This window comes from Streptomyces sp. NPDC088554, assembly GCF_044752945.1.
Taxonomy (GTDB): Bacteria; Actinomycetota; Actinomycetes; order Streptomycetales; family Streptomycetaceae; genus Streptomyces.
Window position 1 is genome coordinate 135,815 of sequence record NZ_JBIVMF010000015.1, and the last position, 26,744, is coordinate 162,558.

General features: G+C 71.5%; 21 protein-coding genes and 2 pseudogenes. 12 read left to right on the top strand and 11 right to left on the bottom strand.

What is annotated here, in order from left to right:
• The first annotated feature begins 130 nt into the window (after positions 1 to 130).
• From ACIP8W_RS19345 to purU, 3 genes are all read left to right on the top strand, one after another.
• The gene (locus ACIP8W_RS19345; protein WP_401950817.1) at positions 131 to 1,765 is read left to right on the top strand and encodes a hypothetical protein; all 1,635 of its coding nucleotides are present in this window, start codon (positions 131 to 133) and stop codon (positions 1,763 to 1,765) included.
• A 337-nt stretch (positions 1,766 to 2,102) separates the two neighbouring features.
• Complete coding sequence (locus ACIP8W_RS19350) at positions 2,103 to 2,549, top strand: hypothetical protein (RefSeq protein ID WP_401951296.1); 447 nt, start codon at positions 2,103 to 2,105, stop codon at positions 2,547 to 2,549.
• A gap of 104 nt (positions 2,550 to 2,653) precedes the next feature.
• On the top strand, positions 2,654 to 3,571 hold the full coding sequence (gene purU / locus ACIP8W_RS19355) for a formyltetrahydrofolate deformylase (protein WP_401950820.1): 918 nt from the start codon (positions 2,654 to 2,656) through the stop codon (positions 3,569 to 3,571).
• Positions 3,572 to 3,587: 16 nt separating this feature from the next.
• Here purU and ACIP8W_RS19360 read toward each other — a convergent pair whose 3' ends face one another.
• Both ACIP8W_RS19360 and ACIP8W_RS19365 read right to left on the bottom strand, forming a co-directional pair.
• Positions 3,588 to 4,874: an MDMPI N domain containing protein gene (locus ACIP8W_RS19360; RefSeq protein WP_402203803.1), complete on the bottom strand. Its 1,287-nt coding sequence runs from the start codon at positions 4,872 to 4,874 to the stop codon at positions 3,588 to 3,590.
• Positions 4,871 to 5,494 (bottom strand): RNA polymerase sigma factor, encoded by a 624-nt coding sequence (locus ACIP8W_RS19365; protein WP_402203804.1) that lies wholly within the window; start codon positions 5,492 to 5,494, stop codon positions 4,871 to 4,873. Before ACIP8W_RS19365 ends, ACIP8W_RS19360 begins: the two co-directional genes overlap by 4 nt.
• Before the next feature lie 342 nt (positions 5,495 to 5,836).
• On the opposite strand from ACIP8W_RS19365, the gene ACIP8W_RS19370 reads away from it, so the two are divergent.
• The 3 genes from ACIP8W_RS19370 to ACIP8W_RS19380 all read left to right on the top strand — a co-directional run bounded on the left by ACIP8W_RS19370 (position 5,837) and on the right by ACIP8W_RS19380 (position 7,847).
• Positions 5,837 to 6,211, top strand: coding sequence for an STAS domain-containing protein (locus ACIP8W_RS19370; RefSeq protein ID WP_401950827.1), 375 nt, complete (start codon positions 5,837 to 5,839; stop codon positions 6,209 to 6,211).
• 69 nt (positions 6,212 to 6,280) lie between these two features.
• Positions 6,281 to 6,802, top strand: a complete 522-nt coding sequence (locus ACIP8W_RS19375; RefSeq protein ID WP_401950829.1) for an EF-hand domain-containing protein — start codon at positions 6,281 to 6,283, stop codon at positions 6,800 to 6,802.
• Between the two features lie 520 nt (positions 6,803 to 7,322).
• Positions 7,323 to 7,847, top strand: a complete 525-nt coding sequence (locus ACIP8W_RS19380; protein ID WP_402203807.1) for an ATP-binding protein — start codon at positions 7,323 to 7,325, stop codon at positions 7,845 to 7,847.
• Between the two features lie 165 nt (positions 7,848 to 8,012).
• On the opposite strand, the gene ACIP8W_RS19385 is transcribed toward ACIP8W_RS19380, so the two are convergent.
• The 3 genes from ACIP8W_RS19385 to ACIP8W_RS19395 form a co-directional block, all read right to left on the bottom strand.
• Complete coding sequence (locus tag ACIP8W_RS19385; RefSeq protein WP_401950834.1) at positions 8,013 to 9,194, bottom strand: flavin-containing monooxygenase; 1,182 nt, start codon at positions 9,192 to 9,194, stop codon at positions 8,013 to 8,015.
• A gap of 103 nt (positions 9,195 to 9,297) precedes the next feature.
• Complete coding sequence (locus ACIP8W_RS19390; protein WP_401950837.1) at positions 9,298 to 10,014, bottom strand: pyridoxal 5'-phosphate synthase; 717 nt, start codon at positions 10,012 to 10,014, stop codon at positions 9,298 to 9,300.
• Between the two features lie 173 nt (positions 10,015 to 10,187).
• A complete protein-coding gene (locus ACIP8W_RS19395) occupies positions 10,188 to 10,835 on the bottom strand; it encodes a TetR family transcriptional regulator (protein ID WP_401950839.1) in 648 nt (215 codons plus the stop codon).
• 436 nt (positions 10,836 to 11,271) lie between these two features.
• On the opposite strand from ACIP8W_RS19395, the pseudogene ACIP8W_RS19400 reads away from it, so the two are divergent.
• From ACIP8W_RS19400 to ACIP8W_RS19410, 3 genes and pseudogenes are all read left to right on the top strand, one after another.
• A pseudogene (locus ACIP8W_RS19400) lies at positions 11,272 to 12,036 on the top strand (VOC family protein); the annotation flags it as partial.
• 420 nt (positions 12,037 to 12,456) lie between these two features.
• On the top strand, positions 12,457 to 14,928 hold the full coding sequence (locus tag ACIP8W_RS19405) for a PQQ-binding-like beta-propeller repeat protein (RefSeq protein WP_401951298.1): 2,472 nt from the start codon (positions 12,457 to 12,459) through the stop codon (positions 14,926 to 14,928).
• Positions 14,929 to 15,074: 146 nt separating this feature from the next.
• Positions 15,075 to 15,635 (top strand): hypothetical protein, encoded by a 561-nt coding sequence (locus tag ACIP8W_RS19410; protein ID WP_402203809.1) that lies wholly within the window; start codon positions 15,075 to 15,077, stop codon positions 15,633 to 15,635.
• Positions 15,636 to 16,129: 494 nt separating this feature from the next.
• On the opposite strand, the gene ACIP8W_RS19415 is transcribed toward ACIP8W_RS19410, so the two are convergent.
• Both ACIP8W_RS19415 and ACIP8W_RS19420 read right to left on the bottom strand, forming a co-directional pair.
• Positions 16,130 to 17,464 carry a UDP-glucose dehydrogenase family protein gene (locus ACIP8W_RS19415; RefSeq protein WP_402203839.1) on the bottom strand — a complete coding sequence of 445 codons (1,335 nt, stop codon included), beginning with the start codon at positions 17,462 to 17,464 and terminating at the stop codon, positions 16,130 to 16,132.
• 108 nt (positions 17,465 to 17,572) lie between these two features.
• Complete coding sequence (locus ACIP8W_RS19420; protein WP_402203811.1) at positions 17,573 to 18,808, bottom strand: hypothetical protein; 1,236 nt, start codon at positions 18,806 to 18,808, stop codon at positions 17,573 to 17,575.
• A 225-nt stretch (positions 18,809 to 19,033) separates the two neighbouring features.
• Here ACIP8W_RS19420 and ACIP8W_RS19425 point away from each other — a divergent pair, with 225 nt between their 5' ends.
• Together ACIP8W_RS19425 and ACIP8W_RS19430 are read left to right on the top strand one after the other, a co-directional pair.
• The gene (locus ACIP8W_RS19425) at positions 19,034 to 20,005 is read left to right on the top strand and encodes a multiprotein-bridging factor 1 family protein (protein WP_402203813.1); all 972 of its coding nucleotides are present in this window, start codon (positions 19,034 to 19,036) and stop codon (positions 20,003 to 20,005) included.
• Complete coding sequence (locus ACIP8W_RS19430; RefSeq protein WP_401950852.1) at positions 20,002 to 20,571, top strand: peptide deformylase; 570 nt, start codon at positions 20,002 to 20,004, stop codon at positions 20,569 to 20,571. Before ACIP8W_RS19425 ends, ACIP8W_RS19430 begins: the two co-directional genes overlap by 4 nt.
• Positions 20,572 to 20,698: 127 nt before the next feature.
• Here ACIP8W_RS19430 and ACIP8W_RS19435 read toward each other — a convergent pair whose 3' ends face one another.
• From ACIP8W_RS19435 to ACIP8W_RS19445, 3 genes and pseudogenes are all read right to left on the bottom strand, one after another.
• Positions 20,699 to 20,908 carry a hypothetical protein gene (locus ACIP8W_RS19435; protein ID WP_401950855.1) on the bottom strand — a complete coding sequence of 70 codons (210 nt, stop codon included), beginning with the start codon at positions 20,906 to 20,908 and terminating at the stop codon, positions 20,699 to 20,701.
• A 210-nt stretch (positions 20,909 to 21,118) separates the two neighbouring features.
• A complete protein-coding gene (locus ACIP8W_RS19440; RefSeq protein WP_402203815.1) occupies positions 21,119 to 24,082 on the bottom strand; it encodes an AfsR/SARP family transcriptional regulator in 2,964 nt (987 codons plus the stop codon).
• A gap of 184 nt (positions 24,083 to 24,266) precedes the next feature.
• A pseudogene (locus ACIP8W_RS19445) lies at positions 24,267 to 24,713 on the bottom strand (phosphoesterase); the annotation flags it as partial.
• 374 nt (positions 24,714 to 25,087) lie between these two features.
• On the opposite strand from ACIP8W_RS19445, the gene ACIP8W_RS19450 reads away from it, so the two are divergent.
• On the top strand, positions 25,088 to 25,801 hold the full coding sequence (locus ACIP8W_RS19450; RefSeq protein ID WP_402203817.1) for a LuxR C-terminal-related transcriptional regulator: 714 nt from the start codon (positions 25,088 to 25,090) through the stop codon (positions 25,799 to 25,801).
• Positions 25,802 to 25,947: 146 nt separating this feature from the next.
• Here the strand turns inward: ACIP8W_RS19450 and ACIP8W_RS19455 are convergent, their stop codons facing one another.
• Entirely contained in the window at positions 25,948 to 26,709 is a 762-nt protein-coding gene (locus tag ACIP8W_RS19455) for a hypothetical protein (RefSeq protein WP_401950863.1), read from the bottom strand.
• Positions 26,710 to 26,744 lie beyond the last annotated feature (35 nt).

Sequence of the window (26,744 nt, forward strand, 5' to 3'; positions counted from 1 at the left end):
CCGTGGTGACGTGGGCGGACGGGCGGCGGTCGGACGGATGTGCGTGCCCGGGGCCGTGGTTCACCCGGTAGCGTGACCCGACGATTCGACAGGTCCACCTGTTCCACCCGCGCCACATGTAGGAGTCCCGGTGACGACGCACAGCGGACAAGGGGACGAGCCGCGCCAGTCGGCCGCTCGCCCCGCGCACGAGGGCGTCATACTGCCCAGCGACGGCAGCGGACCCTTCATCCCCGGCGCGACGGACCAGGACCCGCCCGCGCGGGAGACCGGGACAAGCGTGCAGCCGTGGGGGCTGCCGGAAGCGGTGCCGTACGGCGTACCGCAGCCGCAGCCGGTCCCGCCGCCGCTGCCCCAGCACGTGCCCCCGGCGCAGTCGCAGCCGCTTCCGCCGCAGGCGTCGCCGTACCCGCAGCAGTCGGGGCACCCGCAGTATCAGCAGCCGTACGGGCAGCAGCCGCAGCCGTACCCGCAGGAGCCGTACCAGCAGCCGTACGGGCAGGACCAGTACGGGCAGGACCAGTACGGGCAGCAGCCCTATCAGCAGCGGCCCGAGCCTCAGCCGTACCAGCAGCAGCCGTACCAGCAACAGCAGCCGTACCAGCAGCCGATGGGCTACGGCCGACCGTTCCCGCCCGCGTCCCCGCCCGCCGCCGAGGACGCGACGCAGTACATCCCGCCCGTGCCCGCGACGGACTCGGAGGCCACGCAGTTCATCGCCCCGGTGCCGCAGGGCCCCGGGCCCGTGCACCGGCCCGGTCCCGGCGTACTCCCACCGGAGAAACCGGCCGAGGCCACCCAGGTGCTGCCGCCGATGGGATCCGACGCGGACGCGACGCAGTACATCCCGCCCGTCCAGTACGACATCCGGCCCGGCGGCCCCGGCGAGCGCCCGCCCGCCGCGGATTTCGACAACCTGTTCCGCGACGGTACGGCCGGTACGGTCGGTACGGGCGACAGCGGTTCGACGCAGCGGATGCCGAAGTTCGACGCGGGCACCCCGGGCGCCGGGGCGCAGCCGTACGCCCAGCAGCCGCCGGCTCAGCAGCCGTACGCCCAGCAGCCTCCCGCGCGGCAGAGTCCGCCGCCTCCGTACGAGCCCCAGGGGAGGTCGGCCGGGCGCCGTAAGTCCGCGCGCGTCCCGGCCATCGCGGCGGCCGCCGTGGGCATCGCCGTCCTCGGGCTCGGCGCGGGTGCGTTGATGAGCGGGGGCGGTGACGACCCGAAGAACGACAGCAGGACCGTCTCCGCGACGGCCGCCCCGTCCGCCGAGGCCACGACGGCCGGCCCGCCGTCCGAGGCACCGGACCCGGTGAAGACGCAGGCCGAAGCGTTGGACAAGCTGCTCGCGGACAGCAGCAGCAGCCGTGAATCGGTGATCAGATCCGTCGACAACATCAAGTCCTGTACCGACCTCGGCCAGGCCGCCGAGGACCTCCACGCCGCCGCCGTACAGCGCGAGGAACTGGTCACGCGCCTCAAGGAGCTGTCCGTCGACAAGCTCCCGGACCAGGCCGAGCTGGCCTCCTCGCTCACCACGGCCTGGCAGGCGTCGGCCTCCGCCGACGAGCACTACGCGGCCTGGGCCAGACAGGCGGCGGGCAAGCGCGGCTGCAAGGGCGGCCACGCCCGGGTCACCGGCCGGACGGCCAAGGGCAACAAGGCCAGCGGCGAGGCCACGGCGGCGAAGCGGAAGGCGTCCGGCCTCTGGAACGCCATCGCGGTGCAGTACGGCCTGACGGAACGCGCCCCGACCCAGCTGTAACCCCCCCGGGCCCTACCGTGTCCCGCTTCCCGGCAGCGTCACCGGACGGAAGGCGCGGGAGGATGAAGGGCATCGCCGACCGGTCATGCGTACGCAGGCTGCCGGGCCCCGGGAAAACGGGGCGGCGAGCGGGGACCGACGTCCGGTGACGGTGTGGTGAATTGCGAGGGGGAGCGCGCGATCCCCGGGGGAACGCGGGGGATGGTGCCGGGGGTCCCGGGGTCTGTGGGGGGATCGCCGGGGGGCCGCCGTGGCGTCTTCGGGGCGGACCGTAAAGTCAAGGACCGTGCAGCAAGGTTCCGAGAACACTTCCCGTCCGGCCCGTCGCTCCCGCACCATGGGCGGCATGCCGCTGAATGACATGCCGTGGTGGCGCTGGCGCAGCAACGTGCGCTCGGCGCTGCACATGCTTTCCGATCCCGTCTTCCACCATGAATGCTGGCTGGCCGGCCTCGATGGGTACGGCGATGTCACCGACGCCGTCTACCGGCTGGTCGAGGACACCTGGCTGGACAACTGGTCGGCCGAGAAGTACGTCGGCACGATCTTCCGCGACTCGGGCGAGGCCGCGCTCGTCGACCTCGCCGTCCTGCGGGTGCTGCGGATCATGCACCAGGTCGGGGCGGACGCCCCCGTCTCCGCCTATCTGGAGCACCACGGCTGGCCGGAGGCGGTACGGGCCGCGCGCGAGGCGCACGTACGGCTGGCGGTGAGCGACGGGGACGACCCTGACACCGTGCCGCAGTCGCTGGACGCGCTGCGGATGGCGACCCGGGTGGGATGACGCTCGCGGGGGCGTTCGGGCGCGTGGTCCGGGATCGTCCCGATGCGCGGTCCACGCGGTCCGGAGTGCGGGGTCGTACGGCGCGTATGGGATCCTCTGAGGTCATGAGCACCGCCGCGCCCGTTCCCGCCGCCCCTGCCACCGCCGCCGCCCAGCCGTCCGGCCGGGCGCCGTCCGACCAGTACGTCCTGACGCTGTCCTGTCCGGACAAGCAGGGCATCGTGCACGCCGTGTCGAGCTATCTCTTCATGACCGGCTGCAACATCGAGGACAGCCAGCAGTTCGGGGACCACGACACCGGTCTCTTCTTCATGCGGGTGCACTTCTCGGCGGAGCCCCCGGTGACCGTGGAGAAGCTGCGGGCGAGCTTCGCCGCCATCGGCGACTCCTTCCGGATGGACTGGCAGATCCACCGCGCGGAGGAGCGCATGCGGATCGTGCTCATGGTCAGCAAGTTCGGCCACTGCCTGAACGATCTGCTGTTCCGGTCCAGGAGCGGCGCGCTGCCGGTGGACATCGTGGCGGTCGTCTCGAACCACACGGACTTCGCCGAGCTGGCCGCTTCGTACAACATCCCGTTCCACCACATTCCGGTCACCAGGGACACCAAGGCCGACGCCGAGGCCCAACTGCTCGCTCTGGTGCGGGCGGAGCGGGTGGAGCTGGTGGTGCTGGCGCGCTACATGCAGGTCATCTCGGACGATCTGTGCAAGCAGCTGAACGGCCGGATCATCAATATCCACCACTCGTTCCTGCCGAGCTTCAAGGGCGCCAAGCCGTACCACCAGGCGCACGCGCGCGGGGTCAAGCTGATCGGCGCGACGGCGCACTACGTGACGGCCGCGCTCGACGAGGGCCCGATCATCGAGCAGGAGGTCGAGCGCGTGGGCCACCAGGTCACGCCGGAGCAGCTGGTCGCGATCGGCCGGGACGTGGAGTGCCAGGCGCTGGCGCGCGCGGTGAAGTGGCACGCCGAGCACCGGATCCTGCTCAACGGACGCCGCACCGTCGTCTTCGGCTGAGGGTTCGGTACGTACGTCAGAGGCGGCTCATCGCCGCCGCCGCGAACAGCACGTCCCTGATCGCCTCCCGGTCGCCGTCCTGTCCCGCCGCCGCGTCCTCGGGCGGGACATGGCCCGCCACCAGCTGGCAGAACTCGACGGCGTCCAGCGCCACCGAACCCACCGACCGCTCGGGCGAGCCCTTCGCGGCCGGGGAGTCCAGCGCGATGTACCAGTCGCCGCCGCCCGCGCCCTCGACCTCCAGGTGCAGGGAACGCCCCGGGGAGCCCGCCGCCACCAGCTCCCGGACCGGGCCCGCGAGCCCGCTGCGGCGGCGGATGGCGAGGGCGGCCGGGAGCAGCCGGGCGGCCAGGTCGATCATCTCGTGCAGATGGGCGCCGCTGGGCGGATCGTACGGATAGTCCACGGCCTCGGCGATGTCCGCGCCGTGCAGCCAGCACTCGAAGGCGCGCTCCAGCAGCGCGTCGCGCAGGGGCAGGGCGAACTCGCCGTACGACACGGAGAGATCCGCGACCCCGCGCCCCGCGAAGGAGACCGTGCGGATCAGGGTGTGGCTCTGCTCGCGCCACGGGTCGTGGACATCCCGGGTGAGCGGCGGGGCGCAGCCGCGCCAGAACGCCTCCGTACGGGCGGTGGGGCAGAGGGGCGCGTCGGCGCCGAGCGGGTCGTCGAGCCCGAGGGCGGCGGCGACCACCCCGTCGACCGCCGTCAGATGGCCGATGACCCCGGCGACGGTCGCCTTGCGGAAGGTGTTCCGCTCGTCCTCGAACCACTGGAGCCGTACCGGCGCGTGCCAGTCCGGGGTCCCGATGTCCCGGAGCAGCGCGTCGAGCCGCGCGGTCTCCGCGTCGTACGGAGAAGCCCATTCCGGTACGGGAATCCGGGCCGGGCGGCGGCCGAGACAGCTCTCCAGGACCCGGGAGCGCAGCAGCGGATCCAGGTCCAGGCTGCGGTCGGGCTGGAGCAGCCCCACGGCGTCGCGCAGCCGGAGCGCCTCGTCGGCGCAGGGAGCGCACTCGGTGAGGTGCTCCTCGACGAGGGAGGTCTCCTCGACCGAGCAGACGGCGAGCGCCCAGGCCCCGAGCAGGGACTTGAGCACCTTGTGCGTCAGCGGGCCGACGGGCGGCCGCGCGGGCGCGGCCGGTGCCGGCGGCCGTGGCACGGCCGCCCGGTGATCCGTACCGGGGCCGGGCGGGGACAGCTCCGGGCCGTCCGGGCCTGTGCGCGGGTCCGGTATGGAGGCGTACGCCGACGACTCGTCCGGGTCGCCGGTGTGGAGACCGCCGTCGAACGGGGCGGTCACGACGGATGTCCGTTCCCCGGGGGCGGGGTGCCGGTGGTGTGGGTGCCGGTGCTGCCGGTGCTGCCGGTGGTGCGGGGGTCGGCCGGGGGGTTGGCCGTCGACAGCAGCTGGAGGCCCAGCCGCAGCCTGCGCCGCGCCTCGTCCTCCGTGACCCCGAGGTCGGCCGCGGTCTGGCGGTAGTCCCTGCGCTGGAAGTACGCCAGCTCCAGCGCCTTCCACAGCGGCGGGGGCATCGACCTGACGATGTAGTCGGCGCGGGCGACCGCCGCCGCCCTGCGTATCTTCTGCTCCAGCTCCTCGGCCGAGCCGCCGCCGCTCGCCGCGTGCGCCGCCGCCTCGGTCCGGCGCAGCCGCTGCACGGCCAGCCGCTGGGTGATCTGCCCCACCCAGGACCGGACGGAGCCCTGCTTCGGGTCGTACGTCTCCGGGTGCTCCCAGAGATGGCCGAAAACCTCGCGGGTGACGCGGTCCGCCGCCGTGTCGTCGTCGAGGACCCGGTGGGCAAGGCTGTGCACCAGCGACGCGTACTTGTCGTACAGCTCGCCGAGCGCTGCCGCCTCACCCCGCGCCAGCCGCTGTTGCATCCTGCGGTCCCAGCGGGGTGGAGTGTCCTTCGCCATACGGCCCCCAAGCTCTGTTCCTCGGCCTGTCCCGCCCCTGCCGGCATCACGTCGAAGCCCACCGTTCCTTCGAATGTAGTGGGCGGTACCGACAACGCACGCCCCTTTGAGGCAAGTGCGCCCCCACGGCGGCCCGACAGGGTAAGGGGTGCCCAAACCTGGGTATCCCCCTGGATACCCACGACCCGGGTCCCGTTGAGTGATCTTGCTCACGATGTTTCAGGGGGGTGCGGCAGGGCAGTCGCGGGTTAGCGGAGGTAAGAATTCCGGATCAGTCCCGATCAGTCCTGATCAAGCCCGACCAGCTCGATCAGCCTGTTCGGCCCGAGGGAAGGTCCAGGCGTGACGCTGAAGGTGGACGAGTCCGAGCAGGGGGCATGGACCGTGCTCCACATCAGGGGCGAGCTGGATCTGCTGACCTCGCCCGAGGTGCGCCAGCGGGTCCACGACGCGGTCGCCGAGGGGCGCCACCATGTCGTACTGGACCTCTCGCGGGTGTTCTTCTGCGACTCCAGCGGGGTCGGTGTGCTGATCGCCTCCCGCAGGCTGCTCCATTCCTGCCGGGGACGGCTGCATGTCGTGCTGCCCGCGAGCGGGGCCGAGAGCGGGTCGCATGTCAACCGGGTGCTGGCCGCACTGGGTGTGCGCCGGCTCTTCGAGGTCTACCCGGACGTGCGCGCGGCCGTCGACGAATCCGTCCAGCCGCTCTCCGCGTAGGCGCTCCCGGCGCGGTGGATCTCCCGCTAACGGAATACGCGCGGGTTCTCTCCGTCGTACGCTCCGGGCATGAACAGTGCGGAGTACGAGGGCAAGATCGCTTCCCGGTTCGCGGCCTTCGACCGGGACGGCAGCGGGTACATCGACCGCGAGGACTTCAGTGGCGCCGCGGCGGCGCTGCTCGCCGAGTTCGGTACGACGGCCCGTTCCGACAAGGGCCAGGCGCTCTACAGCGGGGCTGAGGCGTTCTGGCAGGGCATGGCCGGTATCGCGGACGTGGACGGCGACCAGCGGGTCAGCCGTCAGGAGTTCGTGACGGGCGCGGTGAAGCGGCTGCGCGACAGCCCGGAGCGGTTCGCGGAGATCGCCCGCCCGTTCCTGCACGCGGCCATCGCGGTCGCCGCCGAGGACGGCACCGGGGTCACCCCGGCGGCGGTCGAGCGCGCGCTGCGGGTGCTGGGCGTGGAGCCGAGGGCGGCGGTGCTGGTGGCCGGGGCGCTGGACGAGGACGGCGACGGGATGATCGGGGAGGCGGAGATCCTGGCGGGTTTCTCCGCGTACTACGTGACGCCGGAGCCTGACCGGACGTAACCCTCGCTCTGCCTGAACTTGTTCGACCCTGACCGTCCCCGAATGATCCGCGATCAATCCTGTTTCCCCTACTGCCCCCGCCCGTGAATCTCTGGCCTGAGCGCGCCGCAGTGTCACTGTGTGTGCCGGGCGGGGGTGGCCGAGGTCGATACCGGGTTGTGTCCTTACGGCGTGCCGTCACAGGGCGGAGTCGCGATCGGGCTCCGGTACGCTCCGTCGGGTGCGAGAGGCAGTGGGGCGCGAGGGTCGTGGAGTCGCCGGTGCGGCGGCTCCGGGGGCGCGAACGCGCGCCACTCGCGCGGCGAAAGCGCCCCGTACGCCCTCGTGTTCGACCCCCCGTGACGTGTGTCGCGCAGTATGCACTACGCATACTTCTTCGCGCTGGAATATGCCCGAAGCGCTTGTTGCGGTGACTGTACGTCAACCATGCTGTCTCGCAGGGAAATCACGTTCCGTGATCCTTTTGAGGACCTTGTCGAGGCGCGAGGCGATGTGTCCGCCGGTTCGGATGGTGTGAGCGGTGCAGGTGCTTCAAGTTCAGTTGGAGGTCGGGCCCGATCCCGCAGAGGTGGGGCGAGCCCGCAGATGGGCCAGATCACGGCTCGTCGGATCAGGTATGGAGGACGACGAGCCGGTCGCGGAGACGCTCATTCTGCTCATCTCCGAGCTGGTCACCAATGCGGTGGTGCACACGGGGTGTCCGGCGGTGCTGCGGATGCTGTTCGGCCCGGGAGCGGGCGGCGCGGGCACGGTACGGGTCGAGGTCGCCGATGCCAGCGACCGGCCCCCGCGCCCGCGCCACGCGGAGGACGGCGACACCAACGGCCGCGGCCTGGAGCTGGTCGACGGGCTCGCCGACCGGTGGGGCTGGCAGCCGGAGGGCGCGGGCAAACGCATCTGGTGCGAGGTCGACCGGGGCACGCCGGCTCCGTACGAGGAGCAGATCCCGCGCGCCGAACCGGCCCAGCGGACGGCGGAGCCGGTGCGATACGGCGAGCCGGCCCAGCGGACGGCGCCGGTGCCCGCGCGGAAGGTGTGGTGGTAGGCGAAGGTGTGGTGGTAGGCGAAGGCGCGGTGGTAGGCGAAGGCGCGGTGGTAGGCGAAGGCGCGGTGGTAGGCGAAGGCGCGGTGGTAGGCGAAGGCGCGGTGGTAGGCGAAGGTGCGGCGGTAGGCGAAGGCGCGGCGCGGGGCGTGCCGGGCGCCGCCCGGGTCAGGGGGTGTCGCGGATGTCGCGGGTGAGGGCTCGGGCTATGCGGTGGGCGTCGCGGGCGAGTTCGCGGAGCATGCCGCTGATCGGGTTGGTGAAGCCGGTGAAGTAGAGGCCCGGGGCGGGGGCGCGGGGGCCGTGGGTGCGGGGGCGGCCCCGGGGGTCGAGTACGTCGAGGCCCGCGAGCAGGCCCTCCAGGGCGCGGTGGTAGCCGGTCGCGGCGATGACCGCGTCGGGGGTGAGGCGGGAGCCGTCCGCGAGGACGACCTCGCCGGGGCCGAAGGAGTCGACGGCGGCCACCGGTTCGACCAGGCCCTTGCGCACCGCCCTGATCAGGCCGACGTCCTGGACGGGGATCGCGCCTTCCCGTACCCGCGTGGAGAGCCCCGTGTCCGGGCGGGGCAGGCCCTGGGCGGCGAGGTCGGGGACCGCGAGCCGGGCCATGACGGCGCCCAGCCGGTCGACCAGCCGCGCGGGCAGCCTGCGGACCAGGATGCCGGTCGACTGCGCGGGCCAGCCCAGTGTGGAGCGGCGCACGATGTGCGGCACGGTCCGTACGGCGAGGCGTACGCGCGCGGCGCCGCCCTCGACGAGGTCGACGGCGATCTCCGCGCCGGTGTTCCCGACGCCGACGACCAGGACGTCCTTGCCCGCGTACGGCCCGGCGTCGCGGTACCCGGCCGCGTGCAGCAGTGTCCCGCCGGACGCCCGGTAGGTGTCGAGGCCCGGCCAGTCGGGCACCCGGGGCGTGTGGTTGAAGCCGGTCGCGACGACGACCGCGCGGCCGGTCAGCTCCCGGCCGCCCGTCGCGCGCAGCAGCCAGCCCGAACCGTCGGGGGCGCGCTCGACCCGGGTGACCTCGACCCCGGTGACGATCTCCAGGCCATGGTGTTCCGCGTACTTCTCCAGATACCGCACCACATGGGCGCGGGCCACCCACCGCCCGAAGGAGCGCGGCATCTTGAGCCCCGGCAGCCCGGACTTCGCCCGGGTGGTGTGCAGCCGCAGCCGGTCGTAGTGACCGCGCCAGGACGCGCCCACAGCATCGGACTTCTCCAGTACGACGGCCCGCACACCCTGCTCGCGCAGTACGGCGGCGACGGCGAGCCCACCGGGTCCGCCGCCGATGACGTACACGGGACGGTCGTTGGTGGAGGTCAGAGGGGCGGTCGGATCGCTGGGCATGGGACCCGAGCGTAATCGTCGGATTACTTGTTGGGTCTCGGTCAAGACGGAAATCGGTTGCGAATGGATCACGCCCGGCCCGGGGCCGGCGCTGGGGCCGGCCCTAGGGCCAGAGCAACTCCCTTACCCATGCGTCCCGTTGGTGCCGATAGCGCAGCCTGATGTGGCGTCTGCGCTCGTCGCCCTGGAAGAACTCCACCTCGTCCGGGACGAGTACGTACGCCGTCCAGGACACCGCCTCGGCCTCCGGATCGCGCCGCGCCCGCTCCCACGCGTCCCGGCTCGCCGCCGCCAGCCGCTCCGCCGAGTCGAGCACCTCGCTCTGCCTGCCGACCAGCGCGGAGGCCAGTGCCCCCGTCGAGCGGGCGCGCAGATCGGCGCGGCTCTCCTCGGGGTCTGCCGCCGTGACAGCGCCCCTGATCCGTACGGCCCGGCCCTGTGCGGCCCAGTAGAAACCCAGCGCGGCCTCGGGGCGCACGGCCAGCTGGCGGCCCTTGCGGCTGGTCGCGTGCGTGGCGAAGTGCCAGCCGCGCGCGTCCGCGTCGTGCAGCATCAGGGTCCGTACGTCGGGGCGGCCGTGCGCGTCGGCGGTCGCGAGCGTCATTGTGTGCGGCTCGGGCTGCCCCGCCGCCACGGCCTCCGCGAACCATTGGTGGAACAGCGGCAGCGGCTCCCCGGGCGCGCCGGCCGGATCGAAGGCGGGCAGCACGGTGTCCCAGACGCGCTGCGCGCGCAGCAGAGCGCGGAAGGTCTCCTGCGGGCCGGGCTTTGGCGGGTCGGGCTCTGCCGGGCCGGGCTGTTGGGGGGTGTCTTCGTCCATGGGTTCATTCAATCCCGCACGCGGTCACGGTGCTGAGCCCGCACCGATGCGGTGCGGCCCGTAACGCGCCCGTCCGTCGACGAAGCAGGTGAAAGCAGATGAAGCAGATGAAGCAGATGAAGCAGGTGAAGCAGGTGAACGCGGTGAATGGGAGGAGAGGGCGGGGGCGGAGGTTACTTCGTGGGCTTCCTGCCGGTGATCCCGAGGTGGACCAACAGCGCCAGATTCGGCTTCAGTTCGGCCTGCTTCACGCCCCAGCTCTGGAAGCCCTTCTGGTGCGAGGCCACCGCCGAGAGCATCACGACCAGCGAGCCCGCCAGCGCCGCCGGGTTGACGTCCTTGTCGACCTTGCCCTTGCTCTGGAGCTCCTTCACCGACTCCGTGAGGGAGCCGGTCACGGAGTTGAGGATCTTCATGCGGATCTTGTTGAACCGCTTGTCGCCCTCCGCCGCGCCGAGATCGACGACCCGGAGGATCGCGTCGTGTTTGCGCCAGAAGTCGAGAAACCCCTCGACAAGGTCTTCCGATGTCTGCGAGCCGGCCTTGCCGACCCATGAGCGGCCGGAGACCAGCCCGGTCAACCCGGTGCCCTCCTTGGCCATTTCCTCGGCGAGTTCGAGGACGGCGCCCTCGACGTCCGGGAAATACTGGTAGAAGGTCGCGGGCGAAGTGCCCGCCTTCCGGGCCACGTCGATGACTTTGACGTCCCGGTACGGTGACGAGCTGAGCATCTCGCTGAGGCAGTCGAGCAGCTTCTGCCGCGTCGCCTGTCCGCGCCGACCAGCCACGCGGCCGTCGACGGTGCGCACTTGTCCTGTCATGCAGTCAGCTTACCGAGGGGTGATCGGAGCGCGATTCGGCCGACTGCAAATGGGGATCCGGCCATCTCCCGCAGGGGGTGTGCGCTGTCGAGGGGCGGGATTCGGCCAGGATCCGGTCTTCCTTCGAGGGGTGCGGCGCGCGTCCACTCCAGGGGCTCCAAGGGCCTCGTACGGGTGAACAGTGTTATCAACAGCCTGTGGACAGTCCCGGTGGACAACTCGGCGGACGGTCCGGGGTGATGGGCGGCGCACGCCGCAATAATGGAGCAACTGTTCTATTTCCCCCGCTGCGCTTCCGCCCCCGGCCCGCTAGCTTGGCCGTGACACCACCGCGGCTGTGACGGACACCACATGCGTACGCGGACGCGCCCCACACGTACGCGGACGCCACACTCGTACACCGCCGGTCCGTACATCGTCGGAAGGATCCGGGCCCATGGCCGCATTCGCGGAAGGCACACCGTGCTGGGTGGATGTGTCGCTCCCCGACCTGGAGGCGGGCAAGCGCTTCTACGGGGAGCTGTTCGGCTGGACCTTCGGCCCGGACGGCGGTCCGGAGTACGGGCACCGCGCCGAGGCCCTCAGCGACGGGAAGCGCGTCGCCGGGCTGGCCGCCAAGCGGGACGGCCGGATGCCCACCGCCTGGGGCGTCTACTTCGCCACCGCCGACGCCGTGGCGCTCAGCGCCAGGATCGTGCGCGCGGGCGGCCGGCTGGTGCGCGATCCGGTGGCGATCGGGCGGCACGGCGTGATGGCCCAGGCGGCCGACCCGGCGGGGGCGGTCTTCGGACTCTGGCAGCCGGGCGAGGACTCCGGCTTCGAGAAGACGGGCCTGCCGGGATCCTTCTGCTGGACAGAGGTCTATACGCGGGACAAGGACCGCGTCGACCCGTTCTACGAGAGCGTCTTCGGCTTCCGGGGTACGGATCTGCCGGGCGCCACCGTCGACTTCCGCACCTGGTCCCCGGCGGGCGCGGAGCCCGGCGCGGGCGGCGCTGTCGGCGGGCGCAGTGTGATCACGGACGCCTTTCCGGCGGAGCTGCCGGGCCACTTCCTCAGCTATTTCGCCGTCGTCGACGCCGATCTGACCACGACGGCGGCGGTCCGGCTCGGCGGCCGGGTCACCGCGCCGCCCTTCGACATCGAGGCCGGGCGCATGGCGGTGCTGGTGGACAACCAGGGTGCCTCCTTCGCCGTCCTGGCGGAGCCCCGCGAGCCCGCGGGGGAGCGGGCGGCACAGGTGCGGCGGGCCGGGGCGGGGGAGGGCGGGCCCGCCGGTGAACCGAGGGCCGCGCCCGTCTCCGTACCGGCACCCGCGGCCGAGCCGCAGCCCACAGCACCCCCGTCCGGTCCCTCCTCCGACCCGCCCGCCGAGCCCGGTCCGGGGTCCGGTAGGGGGTCCGGTAGGGGGCGGCGCAGGCGGCGGGGTTGGAAGCTCGGCGGACACTGACCGTTCTGTACGAGACACTCCGATCCGCCCCCGGGTTCGCAACCGCCGCCCCAGGCAGGAAGAATCAGGGGGCACGGGGCCGTACCTTTGTGGCCCGTACGGGGAGGTGGCACGTAAGTGGAGCAGCTGACGCAGCACGACCCGAGGCGGATCGGCCCTTTCGAGGTGCTGATGCGGCTCGGAGCCGGCGGCATGGGGCTGGTCTATCTCGCGCGCTCGGCGTCGGGCCGCCGGGTGGCGATCAAGACCGTACGGACCGAGCTGGCCGAGGATCAGCTCTTCCGGGTCCGCTTCACCCGTGAGGTGGAGGCCGCCCGAGCGGTCAGCGGGTTCTACACGGCCGCGGTGGTGGACGCCGATCCGAGGGCCGCCGTGCCCTGGCTGGCGACCGCCTATGTGCCCGCCCCCTCCCTCGAGGAAATAGTGAATGAGTGCGGGCCGATGCCCGCCCAGGCAGTGCGCTGGCTGGCGGCGGGGATCGCCGAGGCGCTCCAGTCGATCCACGGCGCGAGTCTCGTCCACCGCGACCTCAAGCCGTCGAACGTCCTGGTGGTGGAGGACGGGCCGCGCGTCATCGACTTCGGTATCGCCTCCGGTTCCTCCAACACCCGGCTGACCATGACCAATGTCGCGGTGGGCACCCCCGCGTACATGTCGCCCGAGCAGGCGCGCGACTCGCGCAGTGTGACGGGCGCCAGCGATATCTTCTCGCTCGGCTCGACGCTGGTGTTCGCCGCGACGGGCCACGCCCCCTTCCACGGGGCGAACCCGGTCGAGACGGTCTTCATGCTGCTGCGCGAGGGCCCCGACCTGGAGGGGCTGCCGGAGGAGCTGCGGCCCCTCATCGAGTCCTGCATGCAGATGGACGCCACGCTGCGCCCCTCGCCCGCCGACCTCCAGGCCCAGCTGGCCCCGCATCTCTTCGCCTCGGGCGGCGACGACAGCGGTACGGCGTCGGCCTGGCTGCCGGACGACGCCGTCGAGATGATCGAGCGCCGCCGCGCCGGGGGCCGGGGCCCGGGCGGCGCCCGCCCGGCGGACACCGGCCGGGGCCCGGGCGGCGCCCGCCCGGCGGACACCTCCCCGCCCGTACCGCCGCAACCCCGTGACCAGCCGCCGAGGCCCGCGCGCGCCCCCGACTGGGACGCCGCGTGGCGCCCCGACGGCGCCCGTCGCGGCGTACAGCAGCCGGGCCGCCACGGCGGGGGCAGGGCCGAGGCGCCCGCCGGGGCCGCCGCCGGGTCCCCGCACTCGCCGCCGCCGCCCGCCCCGCCGGGGGCGGCCCCGGGCGGCCCGGTCCAACTGCCCGGCTCGCCGGTCCCGATCGGTCCCGGGCCCCGGGGCGTGGCGGCGCGCGGCCACGCGGACGCCGACGCCGGGCCCGCCACCGGCTGGATCCGCCCGCCCGCCGGGGTGGCCGGGGGAGAGGCGCCGACCAGCGCGCTCCCCGCCCCCGCCGTCCCGCCGGTGCCCGCGCCCACCCGGCCGCCGGACGCGGCGGCGGGCGGCGGCCACTGGCGGCCGTGGCGGTTCCGGATGTCCAACGACGTCTGGGGGACGCCGGTCGTCGACGGCGATCTGCTGTACGTCACCTCCTTCGAGGTCCACGCGCTCGATGTGGGCAGCGGGCGGCGCCAGTTCAAGACCCGGGACGTGGCCTGGGCGATGGCCGTCTCCGGCGGCCGTATCCACGCCTCGGACGGCCCGACGCTGTACGCGCTCGACAGCCTCGACGGCAGCGAGCTGTGGCGCCTCCAGACAGACGCCTGGGTGTACTCGATCCGCGTCGACCGGGGCACCGTCGTCATCGGCACGCGCGGCGGCGGGGTCCAGGCGTGGGAGGCGTCCAACGGCGAGAAGCTGTGGGAGATCACCGGGGCGCAGACGGACTTCGAGACGCCGGAGGCCGGTCCCGCGGTCTTCGACGGCACGGTGTACGTATGGAAGGACGCCCGGCTCCAGGCGCTGGACGCCCGTACCGGCACCGAGCTGTGGTCGTACCCCATCGGCGACGCCGCCTCCTGCGGCGGGGTGCCCGTCCGGGTGAGTCCGGGCACGGACGGCCGGCTGTACGTCTCGGCCGGTTCGCGCGTGCTCTCCGTCGACCTCGGGAGCGGCCATGTGCGCTGGCACTTCGAGGCGCCCGCGGTCTTCCTCTCCCCGCCCGCCTTCGCACCGGGCCCGGCCGTCACCGGCGGCGGGGTCTACCTCGCCGACTACCTCGGTACGGTGTACGCGCTGGACGCCGCCACCGGCAAGGACCGCTGGCGGATCGCGACGGAGTCCCGCCAGTCGATCGAACCGGTGCTGGTCGCCGACGGCAACGTCCATGTCGGCAGCGGCAGCGCGCTCTACACCCTGGACGCGGTGACCGGCACCCCCAAGTGGCGCTTCGCCGCGGGCGGCGAGGTCATCGGCACCCCGGTCGTCGCGGACGGCCGCCTGCACTTCGGCTCGGCCGACCACGTCCTCTACACCCTGGACGCGAGCGGCGGCCAGCTCCGCTGGAAGCTCGCGACGGGCGGCGAGATCACGGGCTCCCCGGTGGCCCGCCGGGGCGTGGTGTACGCGTGCAGCAAGGACCGGTGCGTGTACGCGCTGGACGCGGTGAAGGGCACGGCGACGGGCCGCGGCGGCCGGTAGGCCCGTACGTACGTACCGGTGTACGCAACCGGCGACCCTGAACACGGCGTCAACGCCAGCGGAGTGATCAGCGATCAGGGCTGTCGCACGCGATGGCCAGGTCCATGGGCACGCGGTCCATGGACACAACGGGGGAGTGAATCGACTTGATACGCAGACGTCTGAAGTTCACGGTGGTACTGCTCGCGGTGGTCCTGGCCCTGACGGGCTTCCAGTCGTCGAAGGGCAAGAGCGGCGGAAGCCGGGGCAAGGGATCGAGCAGTAGCGGCAGCGGCAGCAGTGGCGGAGGCTGCTCCAACTCGAAGAAGAACAACGGCGCGTACTCGGGCGCGGGCGCCGTCTCGCACCACGATGACGACTCCGGCTCCGACTCCGGCTCCACCGGCGGCGGCTCGACGTACACCACCGCCCCGACCTCCACCACGGACGGCGTGGAGGCCCGCGTCATCACCTGCGTCCGCAAGGCGAAGGGCAAGCGCAAGGCGGTCACCTACGCGACCGTACGCGTGGAGGCCGACCAGGGCCCGATGGGCGTCTACGAGGTCGACGTGACCTTCCGGGACGCGGCGGGCCGGGTCGTCGACTCCGCCGAGCAGGACGTAGCCCTGGCGGGCGGCGAGACCCGCACCCTCCAGATCCCGATGGACACCCCCCGCAAGGTGACCCGCGTACGCGACTGCGAGGCGGTCGCGGTACTGGACAGCTGACGGCCGGGGCGTGTTCCCGCACCTCGCGGGCGCGCGGCGGGCGTTGTCGGGAGTTCATGCGCCCCGGGCTCTCGCCGGAATCCTGAGACGCCGTCGCGGCAGTCGTGGCCAGGCCGAGGCAGCGTTCTCCAAACTCGGCCCGCCGGTATCCGCAGTCCAGGTACCGCTGCCACTGCTCGCGAGCTCCACCATCGGGCGAAAACCTGTCCAAGGCGACCACGCCGGCCACGATGGCCGCGCACAGCTCGTTCTGGACCTCGGACAGCATTGCCGTCAGGTGACCGTCGGTGTCCCAGCCGTTCATCCGCCGGAACAGTTCTGTGGCCTCGTTCGCATCTGCGGAGACCTTGGTCGCCAGTAGCAATTCCATGGCTGGGTCTGGGGCGTCACTGCGCCTCTCGTCCTGCCCGGAGCTCCTGGATCTTCGTACATATTTCGTCCTTGTGACTCTCCGATCTGTATGGCCTGCCCAACAGACTTGCTGGAAAAGCGGGTTACACCTGCGAGTGTTGGACGGGTCGGCCGAGTTGCCAGACCTGCCACCCGGCTTTGAGCCAAGGATCCGCCGCGACGGCGTTGCGCACGTCGACCAGGATCCTGTTCTTCACGGTGTCCGCCGCGTCGATGGGCAGCTTCGGGTCCTGGGTGAACTCGGGCCATTCGGTGCCGAGCACCGTGATGTCGGCACCGACAAGGGCCGCTGTGGCGCTGTGCGCGTACTTGAACTGCGGGTGCAGACGTCGTGCGGCCTCGACGGACTCCGGGTCGTAGATGACCACGATGGCGCCGCGCTGATGCAGGCGCTCGGCCAGGCGCAATGCCGGGGAGTCCCGCACGTCGCTGGTGCCGGCCTTGAACGAGGCCCCGAGGAAGCCGATGGTAGTGCCGTGCAGGTGGCCTGCGGCTGCGCACTCGACCAGGTCGACGGCGGCGTCCAGGCGGCTGCGGTTCACTGCGCCGACGGCTTCCAGCAGGGCAGCCGCGTTCGTGGCGCCCAACTCGCCGATCCGGAACGTGAACGCCCCGACGTCCTTGGGCAGGCAGCCGCCGCCGTAGCCGATGCCGGGCCGCAGTGCGCCGTGGCCGATTCGCTTGTCGACGCCCATTACGTATGCGACTTGGTTGACGTCCGCGCCGGTGATCTCGCAGACCTCGGCCATCGCGTTGATGTAGGAAATCTTCGCGGCGAGGAAGGCATTCGCGGCGGACTTGGCGACCTCGGCCGTGGTGGGGTCGGTGACGATCAGTTTCACGTCGCCGCGCGCCAGGATCGGCGCGTACACCTCCTCGATCGCGGCACGGGCTGTGCCCGAGGACAGGCCGGCCAGGATCCGGTCGGGGAACAGGCTGTCCTCGACGGCGTGCCCCTCACGCAGGAACTCCGGATTCCACACCAGCTCGATGCCCTCGATCGTCGCGCTGTCCGTGATCTCCCGCAGTCGGGCGACGGTGCCCACCGTCACGGTGCTTTTACCGACGATCGTGCATGGGCGCCGCAGCAGCGGCACCAGGGCCTTGACCGCGCCGACGACCTGCTCGACGTCGTACCCTCGGCCGTCCTCGCGCAAAGGGGTGCCAACCGCGAGGAAGTGCAGGTCAGCGAATTCTGCTGCTTCGGTCAGGTCGGTGGTGAACCGCAACCGACCGCCAGCGGTGTGCTTGGCCAGCAGGTCGTCCAAGCCCGCCTCGTAGAAATACGAGGTACCGCTGTTGAGGGCGAGGCACTTCTCGAGGTCCAGCTCGATGCCGATGACCTCGTGGCCCAGCTCGGCCATCGCGGCGGCATGGGGGGCACCGAGGTGGCCGCAGCCGATCACGGATACACGCATGAGGTTCAATGTCCTTGGATAGATTGGCGTCTTGGGGCGCACTGCGGGTGCGCCCCAAGACGCTATCGCGCTACGAGGGTGGGCTCTGGACGGTTCCTGTGGGGTTGCTCAGATGACGGTGCCGAGCAACTCGCACAGCTGCTCAAGCGCGGGAATCGCCTGCTGGCGGACCAGGATGTCCCCCTCGCGAGCTCCTTCGATCGGGTACTCCTTGAAGACGCCGTTCTCCTGAAGACCCTCGGGATCCACGAAGAAGATCCGCATCCCCTTCCGGCGGGCTCGTTCCTGGACCGCCCGTCGGTCCGCGTGCAGCCCGATCACCAGCAGCGCTTTCGCCTTGGGGAGCAGTGGGACGGGCGGGATCTTCTGGTCGTACCGGCGCACGAACAACTCCGGCAGGCCGACCCGCGCCGACAGCACGTCGAAGTTGTGCGTGATCACCGGACCGACCATGTGTCCGGCGTCGTACATTGCCTTCAGCGCCCGGTGCGCGGATGTCGGCTCCGCGAGGAAGCAGGCCCGGAACATCGCCACCAGGTCCGGAGCCTTGAGCTCCGCGCCGAGCAGCATCTCCCGTACCAGCATGTCCGAGACCGGGCTCATGGTGAAGGCGTGGGACTGGGTGAGGCTGTTGTCCCTGCGCGCAGTCACCCGGTAGACCTCGTGCAGATAGTGCAGCGGCGGGATGCCCGCCTCGATCGAGGTGCCGCAGCCGACCTCGACCTGGAACGGCAGGAAGTCCAGCAGCGGCGCCAGGTTCTCGGCGATCGTGGGTTCGCCGCGGTGCTCCTTGACGCGGATGCCGCCGGCCAGCACGTCCCACGGCAGGTTCCGTACCGTGCGGGGGACTTTGAAGTCCTCGCTGATGAAGCAGACGTCGACCGACCGGAAGCCGTCGGGCGTGTCCCGGCCGGCCCGCTCATCCTGTGGGTGCTCGTCGTACTCGGCGAGGGTGACCCGCAGGTCGCCCTTGGCCCAGCAGCCGTCCGGCTTCTGCCGCCAGCGGCCCTCCCTCAGCCAAGCGTCCAGGTTGTTCAGGTAGGCGTCGATCTCGGGGGCGGGCGCGGTGAGCGAGTGGAACAGGTACAGGTCCATCAGTACGAGTCGCGGCACCGGGAAGGTGTAGTCCAGGCCGTACTGGTACCGATAGTGCACAATGCGGCGGCGGCCGGAGCTGTCCTGGTTCCAGCCGGATTGCTCGGCGTTTGTCCTCTCCTGGGTGCGACGCCAGATGCCCTCTTCGATGCTTCGGGGCCGCTCGTGGCCGTCACCGGCGAAGTGGAGTTCCCAGCTGGTCACCTGCTCCGGGGTCAGCTGCTCGATCACGGGAAGGGGGAGAAACACGGCGTCTCCTCTGCTCTGGGTGATACGGCGTATCGGCACTGGGCCGACGGGTGTGCGGGCGGTGTCACTCCTTTGCCATCCCTCTTCTCTCCAAACCGCGAACGATGGCTTGGGGGCGACCCGGGCCGGTAAAGGAAGGAAACTGGCACTAGGGTCCGTGACAGAATGGTGAATTGAGATCACTCACGGTTCATTCATCTCAAGCGGTAGCCGGGGCGGGGTTTGATGGGCGCACAGGATGACGCCATCACGGTGGAGCAGGCCGCTGCGGCGTTCGCGGCGGAGGTCGCCTACTGGCGAGAGGTGCGGGGGCTGCCCAAGAGAGAGCTCGCCGCGAGGATGGGTTTCGATCCCTCCTACGTGAGTCACGTGGAGTCCGGGCGGCACAAGCCGACCGAGGACTTCGCCCGCCGCGTGGAGGAGACCCTGAACCCGGGCAAGGCCATCTGGAAGCGCTGGTTGGACTACGAGGCTGCCAAGGTCCGCACCAGCCGGACCACAACCCCGCTGGCGCCCAGGAAGGCCGAGCAGCCGTACGCGACCGGGGCGGCGATCATCGTCGAGCACGATGCAGCCCGCCTCGACTACGACGGCAGGTGCTACCGGCTGACGATGCGTCGACTACTGCGGAACACCGGCAGCGAGCCGATTACCCGCTACCTGATTCGTATCAGTGTCGACCGCTACCCCGGCGAGCCGGAGCGCTCCAACGCCCACTACCGCGAGTATCCGCTGACCTGGGACGAGCTCGCGCTGGCGGCGACTTGCCGCGGGGAGGCGATGCACTGGCAGGCCAAGCATGACCGTGACGCGTTCAAGGAAGTGTGGCTTCTCTTCGAGAACGACCAGGGCCGCTTCCCGCTGTATCCGGGCGAGTCCGTGTGGATCGAGTACGAGTACTCGGTTGGTGACGAGAAGTGGGGCCGATGGTTCCAGCGCGCGGTCCGTCTCCCGACCGGGCACCTGGAAGTAGAACTCGCCTTTCCCGCTGAGCTGGACCCGGTGGTGTGGGGCACCGAAACGTCCATGTCCGCAGAGGCCGCGCCGTTGCGAACGGCCCCGATCCGGCGTGAGGAGGGCGCGATCCGCGTCTTCTCCTGGACGACATCCACACCGGCGGTCCATGCCAGGTACCGTCTGGAATGGCGGTTCCGGGCGAGTCCCGAACACGGTACGACCCAAGGGAAGTTCAGGTGATCCAGGTGCGGCCCAGCGAGCAGATGCGCGACCTTGGCGTCGTGCAGTACGGCGCCCCCGTCCTTGCCGAGCCCGCCCGCTTGTTCGACCTGCCCGTCGAGCGGGAGGCGGCCGAGCAGGTTGTCGAGAAGCTGTTCTCCTCGATGGAGCGCATCGGCCAGGTCCATCCCTTCGCCAAGGGCATGGGGATCGCTGCACCGCAGATCGGCATCGGTCGCGCCGTCGCCGTCGTCCGGCCCGCCGAGCCCGGTGCCCCAGCGATCGTTCTGCTCAACCCCCGCGTCACTGAGTGCTCCGATGAGACGGACGAGCAGTTCGAGGGGTGTCTGTCCTTCTTCGATGTGCGTGGGCTGGTGCCCCGCCCGCTGCGGATCACGGTGGAGACCACGTCGCCGGACGGCGAGATCGTCACCACCGTCTACGAACGGGGCCTCGCCCGGCTGGTCCACCACGAGATCGACCACCTTGACGGTCTCCTCTACTCCGCCCGGATGCGGACCGGCGTCGAACCCATTCCGGTGGAGGAGTACCGGCAGACCGGCCGTGCATGGGCCTACGGACAGTAGCCCGACGGCCCACGACCGCCGCAGCCGCTCACCCGTCCCCAACCCCCGGCATACCGCGACCGCGGCGGCTCCCCCTCCGCGCCGCCGCGGTCGCTCCCCGTCGTGAAAGGTGGTTCAGGGCTCAGGTTCAGGGCCTGGGCGCCGGGGCGTGGTTGTCCATCGTCTTGAGGAGCTCGTCCACCGGGCGTGTCACCGGGCCGTCGACGGGCGGGGCGGGCGCGTGGTTGTCCATGCTCTTGAGGGTTCCGCCGGCCGGAGGGGGCACCGGGCCGTCGGCCGGTGGGGCCGGGGCGTGGTTGTCCATGGTCCTCAGCTCTTCGGCGTTCTCTACGGTCATGGCTCGTCTCCCGTTGGTTGAGCGGTGGCGCTGGTGGTGGAGGGATCCCTGTCGGCGGCTCCCCCGGGTGCCGCCGACAGGGAACGGGAGAGACTCACGCGCACTGCGGTGCTCCCCCTGCGATCTGTCTGCCCCCCGACGCGACGGATCGATGACCCGAGCATGGCCGGTGGGCATAAACAATCGATGAACGCCCCGGTGCGCGGGCTCTCACGCCGCGCTGAGCGGGGTGAGGAGGCCCCGGACGTCCTCGGCCTCCCTGGCTCCGCACTCCTCGTACAGCGTCAGCGCCTCCTGCCAGCAGACCTGCGCGCGGCCGGTCTGGCCGAGGGCGGAGAGCGACCTGCCCAGTACGGTCAGCACGCCGGCCCGGATACGGTCGCCGCCGATGCAGCCGGAGGCGAGGGCCTGTTCGGCGTGGCGGGCGGCGCGGGCGGGTCTGCGGGCGGAGAGGTGGGCCTCGGCCATCCGGAAGAGCGCGGTGCCCTCCCAGAGGCGCTGCCGGTTCTTGCCGAAGTTGGTGAACGCCTCTTCGAGCTGCTCCAGCGCCTCTTCGTACCTGCCCGCGTGGGTGAGGGCCACGCCCAGCGCGTAGCGGGCGTTCGCGAGGCGCAGGGGCAGCCCTATGCGGTCGTAGATGTGCAGGCCCTGCTGGGCGAAGGCGATGGCCTCGGTGGGGCGGCCGAGGAAGATCTGGAGGCGGGAGAGGTTGCACAGGGCGCTGGCCTCGCGCGGCCGGTTCCCGTCGGCGCGGGATGCCTCGATGGCCCGGAGCAGGTAGGTCTCCGCCTCCTTGTAGCGGCCCTGGTAGATGGCGGCGATGCCCCGGTCGTTGTCGGCCCAGGGGATCGGCGCGGGGTCCCCGGCGGCCCGTGCCAGCAGCGCGGCCTGCCGGGCCTCGTCGTCGGCCTCGTGGTAACGGCCCGCCACCAGGTGGACGTTGGCGAGTGTCGTACGGGCACGGCCCTCGGCGTGGTGGTCGCCCATGGTCCGGGCGGCCTCGCGCGCGGACCGCGCGGCGGATTCGTACTGCTTGGCGTTGGCGCCCGACTCGGCGAGGTCCTTCGCGGCCCAGAGCAGGTCGACGGCCCGGCGCAGCTGGCCGCCGCCCGACGCCTGCTGGGCGCAGGCCAGCAGGCAGTTGGCCTCGGTGTAGAGCCAGTCCAGGGCGGTCTGGCGGTCGGCGAAGGCCAGTCCGCCGTACGAGGTGGGCTCCAGGTGGTCGACCAGGCTGTCGCCGGGGCGCTCGATCGCGTACACGCGCGCCGCCGAGGCCAGATAGAAGTCCAGCAGCCGGGAGAGCGCGGCCTCCCGTTCGGACAGGGGGCGTTCGTCGCGTTCGGCGCAGGAACGCGCGTAGAGGCGTACGAGGTCGTGGTAGCGGTAGCGGCCCGGCGCGGCGGATTCCAGGAGGGAGGTGTCGACCAGTGACTCCAGCAGCTCCTCGACCTCCTGGAGCGGCAGGTCGAGGAGGGTGGCGGCGGCCGCGAGGGAGAGGTCGGGGCCGTCCGCGAGGCCGAGCAGGCGGAAGGCGCGGGCCTGGGGCGGTTCCAGGGCGCCGTAGCCGAGTTCGAAGGTGGCCTTGACGGCGAGGTCGCCCGCCTGGAGTTCGTCGAGGCGGCGGCGTTCGTCGGCGAGTTTCGCCGCGAGGACCGAGACCGTCCAGGTGCGGCGCGCGGCGAGGCGGGACGCGGCGATCCGGATCGCCAGCGGGAGGAAGCCGCACGCGGCGACGACGTCGAGCGCCGCCTCGCGTTCGGGGGTGACGCGCTCCCGGCCGACGATGTGGGTGAAGAGCTGGAGGGCCTCCTCGGGCGACATCACGTCGAGGTCGACGAGGTGCGCGCCCGCCAGGTCGACCATCCGGACGCGGCTGGTGACCAGTGCCACGCAGCCGGCCGTGCCGGGCAGCAGCGGGCGGATCTGCGCGGCGTCGCGCGCGTTGTCGAGCAGGACGAGGACGCGCCTGCCGTCCAGCGTGGAGCGGTAGAGCGCGGAGCGGTCCTCCAGCGAGTCGGGGATCGCGGTGTCGGGCAGGCCGAGCGAGCGCAGGAACGAGCCGAGCACCGTCTCCGGCTCCACCGCGACGCTGCCCGCGCCCTGGAGGTCCGCGTACAGCTGGCCGTCCGGGAAGTGCGCGCGTGCGGTGTGCGCGACGTGCACGGCGAGGGTCGTCTTGCCGACACCGCCGATGCCCGCGAGCGCCGAGACCGCCATCACGGCTCCGTCGCCGGCGGCCAGCCGTTCGCCCAGCTCCCGTACGAAGGACCCGCGTCCCGTGAAGTCGGGGACCGTCGCCGGGAGTTGCGCCGGGCGGGTGAAGGCGCCCGCCGGGGGGTTCGCCTCGGCGGGCCCGGCCAGCTCGGCGTCGGCCCGCAGGATGCGCTGCTGGAGCCGGGACAGCTCGGGGCGCGGGTCGACGCCCAGCTCGTCGGCGAGGAGGCGGCGCGTGTCCGCGTACACGGCGAGCGCCTCCGCCTGCCGTCCGCTGCGGTAGAGGGCGACCATCAGCAGCTCGCGCAGCCGTTCGCGCAGCGGGTGCGCGGCGGTCAGCGCGGTCAGCTCGGAGACGGCCTCCGCATGGCTTCCGACTTCCAGGTCCATGTCGAGCCGGACCTCGGTGAGCTGGAGCCGCCACTCCTCCAGCCGGGTGCGCTGGTTCTCGGCGTACGGACCGGGTACGGAGGCCAGTGCCTCGCCGTCCCACAGTCCCAGCGACTTGTTGATCAGGCTCCGGGCGCCGTGGCGGTCCCCGGCGGCGCGGGCCTTCTCCGCCCCGGCGGCCAGCTCCTGCGCCACGGAGAGGTCGAGGGCGTCCGGCCCGGCGCGCAGGGCGTAGCCGCCGGACTCGCTGACGAGCACGCCGGGCCCGAGCACCTTGCGCAGCCGTGAGGCGTACGTCCGTACGGCGGCCAGCGCCCGTGTCGGCGGCTCCTCGCCCCACAGCGCGTCGATCAGCTCGGCGGCGGTCGCCGTCCGGCCCTCGCGCAGCAACAGGGCCGCCAGCAGGGCGCGTTGCTGCGGTGATCCGGACGGCAGGGGCTCGGCGCCGCGCCGGACGCGCACGGGTCCGAGCACGCTGAAGCGCAGGATGTACGGGCTCTGCGAGCCGGTGTCACCCTGCACCGCCGGAATCCGCTGCTCCGGTACGCGCGGCCCGCCGTCACGGTCCATAGCTCCCCCTGCCCCCGCTACTGCCGGTATCGCCTTCGACAGTCTGCCTTGTCGAAGGCCGTGCGTCAGCAGCGAGTAGGTCTCCGGCGGGCGGCGCGCCCGCGGGAGGCGCGGCCGGAACGGGCCGCCGGGACCCGTCCCGCGCGGGGGGCGTCCTCTTCGGCACTCCCCGGTGACCGTCCGCTCATCCGCCGGGGCGTTCACCGAGGAAGACCGGGTTGGTGAACGCGGCCAGCGCCCCCGGCAGCCCCGGGACCACCGGGGGATGACGTACCTCCGCCCGTACGTAGGTGGTGTACGAAGCGGTCGTACGCCACTGGACCGTGCCCGTCCCGGACTCCGGGAGCACCGCCGTGAACAGCGTCCCCCGGTCCGTGACGAAGCGGGCCGTACGGCCGGGCGCCCCGGTGACGTCGAGGCGTACCGTCACCGGCTCGTCCGCGCCGACCCGCAGCCGCTCCCCGATGCCCGCGTGGGCGCCCCGGCCGCCCGTGGCGCCGAAGGACAGGGTGAGCGCCGCCGACTCCGCGATGTAACTGCGCCCAGACTGGATCCCGTTGAGGATCGCCTCCCGTGTGAGGTCCTCGGCCGGCACCACGGTCTGCGGGGTGCCGACCCGGTCGGGGGCGCGGGGGTTCGTACCCGCGCTGGGTTTCGTACCCGCGCTGGGTTTCGGGGCCGTGCTCGTGCCCGGTGGGGCCGTGCTCGTGCCCGGTGGGGCCGTGCTCGTGCCCGGTGGGCTCGTGCTCCCGCTCCGGGGGGTCGTTGCACATGTGGACATCCTGCCGCCGAGAGGTGAACCGGGCCGCACGACACGGGAGTCGGGTGGTGGTGGCGGGGTGAGGGCGGGGCGACGGGTCTCCGGGAGCGCTCGGAATCGTTTCTTCCGCAAACCTGTCAGACAGGCCGAGGGTATTTGAACTCTTCAGGGCTTTGCCCCGTATCAAGGGGCGGCATTGCTCTGTCGGAGGGACACGTGGAGTGAGATCTTCCCGGCGCGTCAACATGGAAACGAAGCAGCTCACCTGGGTGAACGCGGCCCTGGCCTGTGAGGACGAGGACTGGTCGCACCGCGACTGGCCCGACCACGGCTGGTCGGACGACGAGAGGATCAGGCTGTACCACCTGCGTCCTCCGTTCGGCGAGGACCTGCGGGCGACCCCGTACCACGTCGTGGTTCTGCGCTGCCGTGAGCCCGGCTGGTCCTTCCCCCGGCTGATGAGGGCGATGGGCAACCGGATCAGGCCGGTGTTGATCGTCAGCCCGTGCGACGACCCCCAGCAGATCGCGTCGGTGCTCAGACTCGGCGCCACCAGCTACCTGGTCGACGGCGACTACACGAACTCCCTTCTCGGCAAGGCGATCTGGGGCACCGCGGGCCGGCACACCCAGCTCTCGCCCCGGGCCTGGGCGGCGCTCAACCGCACGGGTTCGCCGCTGGGGGATGCCTCGGTCCCGGGCGCCATGGTCCCCGGCGTTCCCGATGTCCTGGCGCTGTCGCGGGAGGCCCTGTCACCGCGCGAGCGTCAGATCATGGAGCTGCTGGCGAGCGGTTTCGGCACACTGGAGATCGGCGAGCTGCTGAGCCTGACGGAGAAGACCGTACGGAACAACCTCAGCACCATCTACGCCAAGTTGGATGCCCGGGGACGGACCGACGCCGTTCTGCTCTGGCTGGGAACCACCCCTCGTAAGTCGCGCAGACCGGCGGTCCATTGAGTGGTCCGTCGAACGGCCCATGGAAGCGCCCTCGTATCGCCGACCGAAGCGTGAGGTAAGAGGAAAAGGAAATGGGAACGGCCTCCCGTGTACTGCCCGGGAGGCCGCTCTCAGTGTTGAGCTTTCTTCACTCTGTCGCTTTTCGATCAGCTGTTCTCCAGAGTCACTTCCACGTCGACGATATTGCCGCCGGCCTCGCCGAATCCGGCTTCGGCCACGCTGTTCAGAACCCCGTTCGAGCTGCACGGGATATTGCGCAGCCAGAGCCTTCCGTCAGGGCTTCCGTTGGTCAGGATCTGCGGATAGAAGACGTGGTGGGTATTGCCGCCCTCGCTGGGGGAGAAGAAGACCCGCTGGCCGTCCTGCTCATCCTTGTAGGTGGCCTTGAGATAGCCGCTCACATCGAGGCGCTTCGCCGACCACATGTACACGCCGATGTGGTTGGCCTTCACCTCGTCGCTCTTGGTGATGGTGACGGAGTGGCCCTCGTCGGTACCGGTGATGTTGGTGACCGTGCTGGCGTACTTGAGTCCGATCTGGAGAACCGAGTCGCCGAGACCGAAGCTGCCGTCCGCGGTCGTTCCGTCCTCGAACTGAATAGTCCGGGTGGAGGCTGCGGTAATGGTGGCGCTCTTTCTGGCCGGAGCGGTGTTCTCGCAGTTGTTGAGTTCGGTGGAGACCCGCTCATTGGGGCCGAAGCTGTTCTCCTTGAACGCGACATCGATGAAGTCGCAGCTGCTCAGCTTGTCCGAGTTCGACTTGCAGTCGGCCGAGACCTCGTTCGGGGTGGCGGCTCCCGCGTAACTCATCAGCGGAACGGCGATGGCGAGAGCGGCCACCGGGGCGAGGACGAGTGTGATGCGCTTCTTCTTGCTGCGGTGGGAGCGCGGGGCGTCGGTGCGTGCCATGGGGGGATCTCTTCTCGGTCGGGGTGGGGGGAAGG

Coding starts and splice junctions, on each gene's coding strand:
- ACIP8W_RS19415 (WP_402203839.1), bottom strand. CDS start 17,464: ATGCGTGTATCCGTGATCGGCTGCGGCCACCTCGGTGCCCCCCATGCC.
- ACIP8W_RS19375 (WP_401950829.1), top strand. CDS start 6,281: ATGAACAGTGCGGAGTACGAGGGCAAGATCGCTTCCCGGTTCGCGGCC.
- ACIP8W_RS19455 (WP_401950863.1), bottom strand. CDS start 26,709: ATGGCACGCACCGACGCCCCGCGCTCCCACCGCAGCAAGAAGAAGCGC.
- purU (WP_401950820.1), top strand. CDS start 2,654: ATGAGCACCGCCGCGCCCGTTCCCGCCGCCCCTGCCACCGCCGCCGCC.
- ACIP8W_RS19440 (WP_402203815.1), bottom strand. CDS start 24,082: ATGGACCGTGACGGCGGGCCGCGCGTACCGGAGCAGCGGATTCCGGCG.
- ACIP8W_RS19390 (WP_401950837.1), bottom strand. CDS start 10,014: ATGGACGAAGACACCCCCCAACAGCCCGGCCCGGCAGAGCCCGACCCG.
- ACIP8W_RS19450 (WP_402203817.1), top strand. CDS start 25,088: ATGGAAACGAAGCAGCTCACCTGGGTGAACGCGGCCCTGGCCTGTGAG.
- ACIP8W_RS19405 (WP_401951298.1), top strand. CDS start 12,457: ATGCGGCTCGGAGCCGGCGGCATGGGGCTGGTCTATCTCGCGCGCTCG.
- ACIP8W_RS19365 (WP_402203804.1), bottom strand. CDS start 5,494: ATGGCGAAGGACACTCCACCCCGCTGGGACCGCAGGATGCAACAGCGG.
- ACIP8W_RS19385 (WP_401950834.1), bottom strand. CDS start 9,194: ATGCCCAGCGATCCGACCGCCCCTCTGACCTCCACCAACGACCGTCCC.
- ACIP8W_RS19350 (WP_401951296.1), top strand. CDS start 2,103: ATGGGCGGCATGCCGCTGAATGACATGCCGTGGTGGCGCTGGCGCAGC.
- ACIP8W_RS19435 (WP_401950855.1), bottom strand. CDS start 20,908: ATGACCGTAGAGAACGCCGAAGAGCTGAGGACCATGGACAACCACGCC.
- ACIP8W_RS19395 (WP_401950839.1), bottom strand. CDS start 10,835: ATGACAGGACAAGTGCGCACCGTCGACGGCCGCGTGGCTGGTCGGCGC.
- ACIP8W_RS19425 (WP_402203813.1), top strand. CDS start 19,034: ATGGGCGCACAGGATGACGCCATCACGGTGGAGCAGGCCGCTGCGGCG.